The sequence below is a fragment of the Ornithinibacillus scapharcae TW25 genome (assembly GCF_000190475.1).
In the GTDB taxonomy this organism is placed as follows: domain Bacteria; phylum Bacillota; class Bacilli; order Bacillales; family Amphibacillaceae; genus Ornithinibacillus; species Ornithinibacillus scapharcae.
The window spans coordinates 1-8,785 of sequence record NZ_AEWH01000053.1 but is presented as its reverse complement, the minus strand read 5'-3'; the positions used below and the strand labels follow the sequence as shown (position 1 = coordinate 8,785).

At 39.2% G+C, this 8,785-nt stretch carries 9 protein-coding genes and 1 pseudogene; 6 read left to right on the top strand and 4 right to left on the bottom strand.

What is annotated here, in order from left to right; translation table 11 throughout:
* Nucleotides 1-28 precede the first annotated feature (28 nt).
* Nucleotides 29-681: pseudogene (locus tag G5W_RS22370) on the bottom strand (YdeI/OmpD-associated family protein).
* Nucleotides 682-801: 120 nt separating this feature from the next.
* Here G5W_RS22370 and G5W_RS0114825 point away from each other — a divergent pair.
* Nucleotides 802-1,335, top strand: coding sequence for a D-glycero-alpha-D-manno-heptose-1,7-bisphosphate 7-phosphatase (locus G5W_RS0114825; RefSeq protein WP_010097876.1), 534 nt, complete (start codon nt 802-804; stop codon nt 1,333-1,335).
* Nucleotides 1,336-1,353: 18 nt separating this feature from the next.
* Here G5W_RS0114825 and G5W_RS21260 read toward each other — a convergent pair whose 3' ends face one another.
* A complete protein-coding gene (locus G5W_RS21260; RefSeq protein WP_010097875.1) occupies nt 1,354-2,187 on the bottom strand; it encodes an N-acetylmuramoyl-L-alanine amidase in 834 nt (277 codons plus the stop codon).
* A gap of 423 nt (nt 2,188-2,610) precedes the next feature.
* On the opposite strand from G5W_RS21260, the gene G5W_RS0114815 reads away from it, so the two are divergent.
* The 4 genes from G5W_RS0114815 to G5W_RS0114800 all read left to right on the top strand — a co-directional run bounded on the left by G5W_RS0114815 (nt 2,611) and on the right by G5W_RS0114800 (nt 4,833).
* Entirely contained in the window at nt 2,611-3,033 is a 423-nt protein-coding gene (locus G5W_RS0114815; RefSeq protein WP_010097874.1) for a VOC family protein, read from the top strand.
* Nucleotides 3,034-3,047: 14 nt separating this feature from the next.
* On the top strand, nt 3,048-3,623 hold the full coding sequence (locus tag G5W_RS0114810; protein WP_010097872.1) for a GNAT family N-acetyltransferase: 576 nt from the start codon (nt 3,048-3,050) through the stop codon (nt 3,621-3,623).
* Nucleotides 3,624-3,649: 26 nt separating this feature from the next.
* Nucleotides 3,650-4,561: a fumarylacetoacetate hydrolase family protein gene (locus G5W_RS0114805; RefSeq protein WP_010097870.1), complete on the top strand. Its 912-nt coding sequence runs from the start codon at nt 3,650-3,652 to the stop codon at nt 4,559-4,561.
* Nucleotides 4,562-4,629: 68 nt separating this feature from the next.
* Nucleotides 4,630-4,833 (top strand): CDGSH iron-sulfur domain-containing protein, encoded by a 204-nt coding sequence (locus G5W_RS0114800; RefSeq protein WP_010097868.1) that lies wholly within the window; start codon nt 4,630-4,632, stop codon nt 4,831-4,833.
* A 52-nt stretch (nt 4,834-4,885) separates the two neighbouring features.
* On the opposite strand, the gene G5W_RS0114795 is transcribed toward G5W_RS0114800, so the two are convergent.
* On the bottom strand, nt 4,886-6,070 hold the full coding sequence (locus G5W_RS0114795) for a hypothetical protein (protein ID WP_010097867.1): 1,185 nt from the start codon (nt 6,068-6,070) through the stop codon (nt 4,886-4,888).
* On the bottom strand, nt 6,063-6,656 hold the full coding sequence (locus G5W_RS0114790; protein WP_010097865.1) for a sigma-70 family RNA polymerase sigma factor: 594 nt from the start codon (nt 6,654-6,656) through the stop codon (nt 6,063-6,065). Before G5W_RS0114790 ends, G5W_RS0114795 begins: the two co-directional genes overlap by 8 nt.
* Nucleotides 6,657-6,906: 250 nt before the next feature.
* On the opposite strand from G5W_RS0114790, the gene G5W_RS0114785 reads away from it, so the two are divergent.
* Complete coding sequence (locus tag G5W_RS0114785; RefSeq protein ID WP_010097863.1) at nt 6,907-8,616, top strand: FAD-binding dehydrogenase; 1,710 nt, start codon at nt 6,907-6,909, stop codon at nt 8,614-8,616.
* Nucleotides 8,617-8,785: the final 169 nt, after the last annotated feature.

Here is an 8,785-nt window from a genome sequence, read left to right as displayed (position 1 = left end):
AAATATGGAGTAGGAGGTTTTTTAAAGCTTATTTCTTGTTCGCTCGGAATAAGTCCATCGTTTTATAACCTTTTGATAGCACATCAACCATCTGTTCAATGCGCTTGTCTTTTGTTTTTGTTGTTTTACAGAAAAAATAAATCTCGCCCAATCTCTACGGTAACCAGGAGTAAGACCTTGATAAAATGCAAGTTCATTAGGATGAGCTTCTAGTATAGTCTCAATATCCTTTACATGATCCTCGTAATCGGCAACGCACTGGCTGACTGGAGTGGTCTTTTTTGCCTTTTTCTTTTCCTTTTTCAGACCTACAACTGTAAATACTTCATCCATACTAACCATTCTCGAAAACTTTATGTCACTTCCTTCTACATAACCATCATCATCTACCTTTAAAGTAGGAAAAATCTCATCTCGATGGACATGGGTATTATAGCGTTTGTTTCCTTTCTTTGGATAGGCAAAGAAAAGGTATCCTTTGTCTTTTAAAAGTTGATCGTTAGTAATGATATGAGTTGTATGTTTCACCATATCATCAATTGTCTCAATAAAGATGAAGATTGCATCATGGTTGAATGTTAATTTTGTCGGATAGTTGTTAAATAACGTATAGTCCTTAGGTTCGTTAATTACGGCCATATTGGTGTACTTTGTTAATTTTAATTTATCGATAATAGACATGGTAAATGGCTCCTTTTTGACAGTCAGTATATTTTGCTTAAATTATATAGGATAATATGTAAATAACATAATGATAGCATTGGGCATACTAGCAGATAGAAAACATGAAAGGTGATGTTTATGCAAGCAGGGATATTTCTGGACCGAGATGGGGTAATAAACGAGGTGTTAACGAAACGGGTAAAGTTTGTTAATAAACCGAGTGATTTTTATCTGCTTAGTGGAGTAGGAGAAGCGATTAAGCTTCTTAATGATCTAGATTACAAAGTTTTTGTCGTTACCAATCAAGGAGGAATTGGTTTAGGCTACATGAAGGAAGCGGCTCTTGAAAAGGTTCATCAGAAAATGAGGGACGACTTGGCAAAGTACGGCGCTAATATTGTTGATATCGCTTATTGCCCACATAAGCCTAAGGAAGGTTGTCTATGCAGAAAACCTCGACCTCAAATGCTATATAACTTAGCGGAAAAACATCAGATTGATCTAAAAAAGAGTTATATGGTTGGAGATCGAGATCCTGATATTGAAGCTGGCAGAGAAGCTGGATCAAAAACGGTATTGGTTGGAACTAGGGAAAACACTTCTGCCGAAGCAGATTATAGATTTCCAGATTTACTAGCATTTGCGGAATGGTTAGTGGGAGGTGGCTCATAAATTGAGCCACCTTCATTTTTATTCGCTAACAACTACTGGCTCTAACTCTGCAGTTCTTTGCTCCATAACAATATAAGCATCGGTAATCCCGGCATTTCGGACTTCCGCTAGTCGTTCTTCGGCATTAGCGCGATTAGAGAATGCACCGGATTGAACTCGGAACCAGGTTACGCCGGAGATGACCACTGTCCCAATGAAGGATTCAATTCCTTTTGATTGGAGAAAATTGACTCGTTCTTCGGCGTTATCTCGCGTTCTAAATGATCCGGCAATAACCTTATAAAGCGCTCCTGTATCGTCTTGTTTTGGAGTAAGATTGAATGCGCGTGCAAGTCCGTTTACATGCCCCTGAGCAACGGCTTGACGCCATGAAGACTGCTTCATTAGATTAGCATCCTGTGCATTGTCGATGAAGCCATTTTCGGTTAATAGTGCAGGCATATTCGATTCCCGTAATACATGGAAATTTGCTTTTTTCTGTCCGCGATTGGTAAGTTGATTAAGCTTCGTAATCTCAGTGTGGAGAATATCTTGGTATCTAGCTGTCAGTGATGAATCGGATAATTCATTATGAATATAATCCTCATAACCCCTAGCTGAACCATTGAAGGCATTACAATGGATGGATAAGAAGTAGTCAGCTCCCCAGGCGTTTGCTTCGTCTGTTCGCTGCTGAAGGCTTTTCGTTATGTCTGAAGTACGGCTCATGCGTACCTCCACATTGTTATAACTGTTGATTAATGTGTTGCGAATTCTGAGTGCAATATCTAAGTTGACTTCCTTTTCTACTAAACCATTTCCGCTTGCTCCGTTATCAGTACCACCATGACCAGGATCTAAATATAGTTTCATAACAAATCTCCTCCTAAATTTTATCAATTTATAGAAAGCATTTGTGAAACCTCTAGGGTGGATAATTTCTACTGACAAGATTTCATATAAATTAACTTATGAAGTATTTTGGTAGCCTATCGGATAGCTCGTAACTTGTCCCATGCTGTGACCTCCTCTCCTTTTGTTAGGGTAACTATTCGACGAATCATTAGATTATCCTTCTTGTTTTCTGAAAAATAAGATAATATACTTAATCCAGATAGTATAGTAAGGGGACAAAGTAACAGTGGATTATTGTAAAACGATAAATATGATTCAGTACTTATTTCTTATATAGTGTAATGTGGGGTTATATAAAACATTTAAAGGTTATAAATAGAATATGGAAAAATCTAGTTGTTCCATATATGATGGAGCTAACAAATATGAAGGAGTGCGTTTATGGTAACTGAAATTAATCCGTATTTAGTAACAAATGGTAATGGACATGAAGCGGTTGCGTTTTATAAGGAGGTATTGGGTGCGGAGGTTCTTGGTATCCAAACATTTGGTGAAGTCCAAATGGAGGGTCCTCCTTTGCCAGAAGAAGAAAAGAACCGAGTGCTCCATGCATATTTAAAAATTGGAAAGTCACATCTTATGATATCGGATACATTTCCAGGTAGTCCTTACCAAGTGGGGAATCATCTTTCAATCGCAATAATGATTAATGGAGCAGACGAAGCGAAAGAGATTTTTAGCAGGCTAGAAGAAGATGGCGAAGTGAAAATGGCACTACAAGAGACGTTTTGGAGTCCTTTATATGGTCAGGTACAGGATAAATTTGGCGTGCTTTGGCAGGTTTCCACAACGAACGAAAAGTAGCGAGGTAAATGGAGATGGAGAGACTAGTAAACGAAATCCCGGTATTACATACAAAGAATTATATGTTAAGAGGAGTATCCGCTGATGATGCTCCTAGGCTATTTGACTTCTTGAGCGATAAGACAACCATGAGATTTATTACACCAAAGCCTGTTGAGACAGAGGGTGAAGTGGTAGCGTTAATTAATCAATATCAATCACGCTTTTTGGAAGGAAAGGAAATACCTTGGGTTATTGTAGGGAAGGAAACTGGTGACATTATCGGGCAATTTCGATTACATAAAATGAATAATTGGCATAAGAAGGCTGAAATGGGAGCGGTTATTCATGAGAGCTATCAACATAAAGGCGTTATGACAGAGATCATGCCTGTGATTCTATCATTTGTATTTGAATCGTTACAGCTAAATAGACTAGTAGGTGATATTTTCTCGGGGAATGTAGGGTCGAGGAAGTTATTAGAGAAATATGGCTTTCGTAGAGAAGGTGTTTTAAGACAAACGGATTTTGATGGTGAAGTCTATCACGATACGGTGGTTTATTCTATGTTGCGGAATGAGTATGTGAGCAAAGTATTTGGGGATTTATAATAGATTAAAAAAGAGAGGTGCAGCCTATGAAACTAGTAAGCTATCATTTGAAAGAGAAGGATTCGCCATTTCGGATAGGGATTATGATGGAAGGGAAGATATTAGATATACAAGATACATACCGCACATGGAACAAAGCAAGTGATACCATAATACCATCTGACCCTTCCACATTCTTTAAGACTGGTGCACCAATGATAAAGATCGTTGAAGAAATGTTTAAAGACCTAATGGTTAAGAATTTTGAAGATGTGCTGTTTTATCCTAGAGACGAGGTCCACTTAGGTATACCTATCCCAGGACCATCTAAAATCATCTGTGTGGGTAGGAATTATGTCGAGCACGCCCAAGAAATGAATAGCGATATCCCTGAGTATCCAGTACTATTTGCCAAATTTGCCAATGCCTTAATTGGCCCAGAAGATGATATTGAAAAAACACCCCTCACTGAAAAACTAGATTACGAAGTAGAGCTTACTATTCTTATAGGAAAAGAAGCTTCTCAGGTTAAGAGAGAAGATGCCTTGGATTATATTGCAGGCTACACGATTGGAAATGATGTGACAGCAAGGGACCTGCAAAAAAGAACACCACAATGGCTGCAAGGAAAGACAATCGACCGTAGTACACCAATTGGACCTTGGATTGTGACACCTGATGAGATAGGGAATCCTGGTGCTCTAGATGTTCGTTGCTATGTAAATGGAGAACTAAGACAATCCTCCAATACGGAGAAGTTCATCTTTGATATACCGACTCTGATTGAATTTATCTCCGGGTTAATTACGCTAAAACCAGGAGATGTTATTATGACAGGTACACCTGAAGGCGTTGCATTTGGAATGGATCAACCGAAATTTCTCCAAGATGGAGATTTGGTAACATTAGAGATAGAAAAGATAGGTCGTTTAGAAAATCGGGTTCGCAATGTGCGTTAGCTAACATATTCAATATCCCCTGAACATAGGATAGTAATACTGGTTCCTTTTTGGGAAGGAGGGGTTGCATGAGTGAAAAGGTTGTGATTAAAGTAAATGATAATGGCTCGTATCGTATTACAGGTGATGTGGAATTGATAGATGCTGAAGGTAATGTATACGAGACGAAAAAAAGCTTTTCCTTATGTCGTTGTGGTCACTCTGAAAATAAACCATTTTGTGATGGAACCCATCGTCGTATTGAATTTAAAAGTGCACCAAGAGCAACATGAAAAATCCGTAATCCTTATTGGGTTACGGATTTTTTATATCGAGTTTTGTGAGCTATTGGATAGGCATCCAAGCCACTTTGTAGATACCTAAATCTTCATGGAGATAGAGTCGAAAACCATGATCATCGCGTCCTGAATCAGAAATGGTTGTGTAGCGTATCAACACCTCGTTGGATCTCAACTGAATTTCATCGAATTGTTTTATTTGCAGCATTTCCTCATAGAAGTCCTTAGCCTGCACTGCGGTGTAGCTGCTTTGTGTTTGTGCATTCTTTGTTTCTGTTACGAAACTCTCCATATTCGGGTGAGGAAAGGAATCGCTTTTTGAAAAGAGAGCGTATTCTACCTCTAAATCACCAAGATAATTAGCGTAATGATACAGTTTAAAAACATCAAAGGCACTTAATCCCTTTAGCAATTGATCATCGGCTGTGGTTTTATATTCCTCATAAAGCTGCATTAATTCCTTTGACAATGCAATTGTCTCATCATAAGATTTCGTTACTTGCCCAGAGATACCGACATATTCATCCATTACTAAATAAATGCTTGAGCCTTCTGGTGAGTATTCGTACACTATGGTTTCTGGTGTAATGGTTATTTCAGTTGCGCTACCTTTCTCTACATCAACTATTTTACTAGTGTATTCATCATCCGCGAAATAAACAGGAATTTCTTTATTTACATCCCCTTCAGCAATTGGAATACGATTCCAAGAATCCGCATTTGGGATAAACATGAATGGTTGGCTATCAGTAATACGACCTGTTAGTGTGTCACCTTTAAATTTTATGCTGATTCCGTTTTTGGTTGGTTGATAACTAATCACAGGTAGAATCATGTCCTCGTGAACCGTTTCAGGGTTGAAAACATTTAGTCCTTGACTCTCACTTTTGTTTTCTTCATCTGCCGTGGAATTGGCTATACCCATATCATTGGAATCCGCTTGTTCTTCAGTACTAAACTGTGTTGCCTTTTCTTCCATCACTTTATCGGATGATTCATCATTGACAGTCATGAACATATTAGGTTGCTGGTTCACGGTTATAACAACAATTAATATGGTGATAGCAAGTACGATACCAGTAAGTAATTTGGGATATAAATGCATTTTCTTTCTTTTGTTTTCAGACTGTAGATTACTGATTTTGTTTCGTATTGCTTGTTTATCCTTCTCTGTGAAGGTTGTTGGAATTTGATTGAATTGGTCTTGTAATTCTTTAAATTGCTTATCCATGGTTTGCACCACCTCTTTCAGAAGATAAGCATTCCTGGAGTTTTGCACGACCACGATTCAGTCTCGTACGAACAGTAGCTTCGTTCATATCTAATACATCACTAATTTCCTTTGTGGAGAGTTCTTTGAAGTAAAACAAAATAATAACTTCTCGATACTTAATTGGTAGTTCCATAACCGTTTGGAATAATTCACTAGAATGGTCCTTTTGGAGTGTTAATTCCTCAGGAGTATATGTTTCGTTTTTCATCGATGGTGAAGTTATCATCAGTTTTTCCGTAAGTCGTTTATTTCTCGCATGCCAGCTTCTTAAATAATCCTTACATTTATTAATAGCGATAGAGTATATCCAGCTCCTTAAAGAGGAGTTGCCTTGAAAAGTATTTAATTTTTGGTAAACCGTTACAAAGACTTCCTGTGTAACATCATCAGTATCTGCTGAATTCTTCATATATGCAAAAACTAGTCGTTTGATCTCATCACCATACGTTTCCATTATTGTCTCAATGGCACGGGCTGGATTGGACTGCAGTTCCTCAAGAGCCTCTTTATCGTATGTTGGATGGAAAGCGTTCGAGTGGCCCACTCTATTTCCTCCTAACTTCCTAACTCAACTATAAGACGTAATGTATCCTGAGGATGTTTCATCAGAGTCATTATTTTTCCTATTTTGGATGAGTGGAGAATGAACTCCACATAGAAAGTATCGTGTTTATTGTAGTCTATCATATCGACTAGAAAATGTAATTGTATTTACAATTTTCAAATATCTATTTACGATTGATGAAAATAAGGACTATACTTTAAGAAATGAATGTTTATAAGGGGGAGTGCAGGTGGAGTGGGATGTAATTGTGGTAGGGGCGGGTCTTAGTGGATTGGTTGCAACGGTTGAGCTAGCGGAGGCTGGAAGAAAGGTATTATTACTAGACCAAGAGCCGGAAACATCACTTGGTGGACAGGCTTGGTGGTCCTTTGGCGGACTATTTCTAGTTGATTCACCCGAGCAGCGTCGTCTGGGGATTAAGGACTCGAGGGAATTAGCTTTGCAGGACTGGTTTGGTACAGCGGGGTTTGACAGAGAGGATGAAGATTATTGGGGGAGAAGATGGGCTGAACGCTATGTTGATTTTGCTGCTGGGGAAAAGAGGGCTTGGCTTAAGAGTTTAGGTATACGTTTCTTTCCTGTAGTTGGCTGGGCAGAACGCGGTGGATATTTAGCTGATGGTCCAGGAAACTCAGTACCTAGATTTCATATTGTATGGGGAACAGGACCAGGTATTGTAGAGCCTTTTGAGAATAAAACACGTGATTTTATCCAAAATGGTTTAGTAGAGTACCGTCCTAGACACCGTGTTGACTTTTTACTACAGGAAAATGGTTGTGTTACAGGCGTTGGAGGGACGATTTTTGAACCTTATGAGGCAAAAAGGGGAGAGGAAAGCTCTCGTGTCGTAATTGGCGATTTCATACATAGATCAGAAGCGGTGATTGTGACGAGTGGTGGTATTGGTGCAAACCTTGAATTAATACGTAAAAACTGGCCTTCACGACTTGGACAACCTCCTGAAAATATGATCTCTGGTGTACCTGCGCATGTAGATGGAAGGATGCTCGGCATTACGGAAGAAGTTGGAGCAAGAATTGTGAATCGAGACCGGATGTGGCATTACACAGAGGGCATAAAAAATTGGGATCCTATTTGGCCGTTACATGGAATCCGAATCTTACCTGGTCCTTCATCTATTTGGCTAGATGCAAGAGGTAGGAGATTACCAGCACCGAACTTCCCGGGATTTGATACGTTGGGAACGTTAGCAGAAATAATGAAAACAGGCTATGAGTATTCTTGGTTTATACTTACAGAAAAAATCATTGAAAAGGAATTTGCATTGTCTGGTTCGGAGCAAAATCCTGATTTGACAGGAAAAAGTATTCCAAAGGTATTATCAAGAGTACTACCTGGACCACCAACACCAGTAAAGGCCTTTATGGATAAAGGTGAAGATTTTATAGTAGCCGATAATCTAGAGGAGCTAGTTCGAGGGATGAATAATCTTACAGGGGACAGTCTGTTGAAAGTTGATGTTATTAGAAGGCAGATTGAAGCACGTGATCGAGAGTTGGCTAATAAATTTACCAAGGATTTACAGGTAACTGCCCTTAGAGGTGCACGAAATTACCTTGGTGATAAATTAATACGAGTTGCGAGTCCTCATAAGATACTTGACCCGAAAAATGGATCGCTGATTGCTGTGCGTTTAAATATACTTAGCAGAAAAACGCTAGGTGGACTCCAAACAGATTTATCTGCACGGGTGCTAGATTCAACCATGCAACCAATCCCTGGTCTCTATGCTGCTGGAGAGGTAGCGGGATTTGGCGGAGGTGGCGTCCACGGTTATCGTGCTCTAGAAGGAACTTTTCTTGGAGGATGCCTTTATTCAGGGAGAGTTGCTGGTCGAAGTGTAGCGGAAGAATTAAGGGGAAATAGGATTTCAGCTAGTAGTACTGCAGGGAGTCCTAGTTTAGAGAAGAGAATGTAGATAGTTCTCATTTGAGTTAGGTCACGGTAGAGAAAAGCGTAAAAATCAGTAGAATCCTACCGAGAGAGAGCTTGTCACGGTAAAGAATAGCAAAAATCGTAGAGCTCTACCGAGAGAGAGCTTCTCACGGTAATGAATAGCATAAAATCGTAGAACTCTACCGAGAGAA